Below are 1,749 nucleotides of genomic sequence, written 5' to 3'. Positions count from 1 at the left end.
ACGGATTGGTGCTCCGCAGCCGCCAGAGCATGACCCGATTTTTAATAATGCTTTGCAGTTCTAACTCTTTGGCAGCCTTGAGGATTGCTTCTGAACCACTGAGGTCGAGTGCTTCAATCGCCAATAGAATCAAGTCAATCTGCAAACGGGCCCGGCGCGGACAGACTCCATCCGCAACTGGCATATCTGGCAGGATATCCAAAATCATAGGCACCGGCTTGGCAGGAGGATGGTGTACTTGCATTACCCTCGCGAAAACATTCAGCAGAATTGTATCAAAACCGAGGATGACTTTTAGGGAAGACGGGCAGAAAACTATGGGGTCAGCCAGTGTATTTTCTAGCCGACCGGTAGGTCACCGTTGCGATCGCCAAGGCTACCCCCATGGAAGATCATTCGGACATTCCCCTAGTCTGCCCTCAAACATGTTCTTGATGAACATAATGCTAGGCTACATTCTCCGGATGTTGACTCCGTAGTCCGTGATCTAGCACAACCGCATTGATGGGTAACGTGCGGCCTTCCAATGGTAGGGTGTTACGCGCCAATTTGGGTAAATCTGCCACAAGTTTGTAGGCGGCGATCGCTTAGGTAGCGTTGCAGGCTGGAGGCTGATGGTGCGACCGTCTTGTCCAACGTGCTCTGCCAACGTAGACCCTTGGGTTTGATGGAGGCTGCTACCTTAAGCTTCAACGGTAACCCCGCGCCAAAAGGCAACATAGCTTTTAATATTCTGAGCAGCCGTCTTCGGCTCCGGATAATACCAGGCGGCATCTTTATTAGTTTTGCCATTCACGTCTAGGGTGTAATAGCTAGCAACGCCTTTCCATCCGCAGGTCGTGTGGGTTTCGCTAGGGGTGAAATACTCCATTTGCAAAGCGTCGGGCGGGAAATATTGATTCCCTTCTACGACTTCACATTGGTCGCTCTCAGCAATCACGACTCCATTCCAAATTGCTCGGGGCATTGTTTTACTGTCCTTGGTGACTAGGGATTTAGATCTGGGGCGCGTGGGCCACTGTTCTTATTATGACGGGCGTAGCCAGTAGATATTCTGTCTACCGCTATGTCAATCTAGCAGCATTCCGCAGTACGCTAGACCCAGCATTGTAGGAGATGTATTGTGGCTCAACCCCCCACAGCTCACTATGGTTTAACGGCGGATGACCAACAGCGCTTGGCTCCCATGATTGATTATCGCGCCGTGCGATCGCTCCCCGAAATTTGGGCGATCGCGGCCCAGCGTCCAGATGTAGCCCAGCAGGTTGCCCTTCATGCGCCTCATAGTAAGCCCGAGGTGCGCATCACCTACAGCCAACTCCATGAACGGATCCAACTCTGCGGTGCAGCGTTACAGCATGTAGGGATCAGCAAGGGTGATCGGGTGGGCTTGATTGCCGACAACAGTCCTCGTTGGCTGATTGCCGATCAGGGCATTATGGCAGCGGGAGCCGTCGGTGTGGTGCGCGGGGCCCAGGCGGCGGTGGAAGAATTATGGTTCATTCTTAAAAATAGCGGCAGCACGAGCCTGATTGTGGAGGATCAGGCCACGTTCTTAAAACTTCAGCCAGGCTTGGGAGAGTTGCCGATCCAGCGGGTGATTTGGCTGAGTGATGAGCCTGTACCTACGGAGGATCTGGGCTACCCAGTGTTCAATTTTTCCAGCCTGTTGGAGCTAGGTGAGGGGCGATCGCTGCAGCCAGTAAACCTCGACCCCAGCGACCTGGCCACCCTGCTCTATACCTCCGG

At 53.3% G+C, this 1,749-nt stretch carries 3 protein-coding genes; 1 reads left to right on the top strand and 2 read right to left on the bottom strand.

Annotated elements, in window-relative coordinates; all coding sequences use genetic code 11:
- A partial coding sequence (locus tag V6D20_08005; protein ID HEY9815728.1) for a DUF3038 domain-containing protein occupies positions 1-244 on the bottom strand: 244 nt, incomplete at its 3' end.
- Positions 245-682: 438 nt separating this feature from the next.
- Positions 683-967, bottom strand: coding sequence for a DUF427 domain-containing protein (locus V6D20_08000; GenBank protein ID HEY9815727.1), 285 nt, complete (start codon positions 965-967; stop codon positions 683-685).
- Between the two features lie 156 nt (positions 968-1,123).
- Between V6D20_08000 and V6D20_07995 the strand changes: the two genes are divergently transcribed.
- Positions 1,124-1,749: AMP-binding protein (locus V6D20_07995; GenBank protein ID HEY9815726.1), on the top strand; the 626-nt coding region annotated here is incomplete at its 3' end.

Source organism: Candidatus Obscuribacterales bacterium, assembly GCA_036703605.1.
Taxonomy (GTDB): domain Bacteria; phylum Cyanobacteriota; class Cyanobacteriia; order RECH01; family RECH01; genus RECH01.
Note: the sequence above shows the minus strand (reverse complement) of the source record. Positions and strands in the feature narration are given on the sequence as shown.

What these genes read in the sequence shown, in the direction of transcription:
- V6D20_08000 (HEY9815727.1), bottom strand. Translation starts at nt 967, where the DNA reads ATGCCCCGAGCAATTTGGAATGGAGTCGTGATTGCTGAGAGCGACCAA.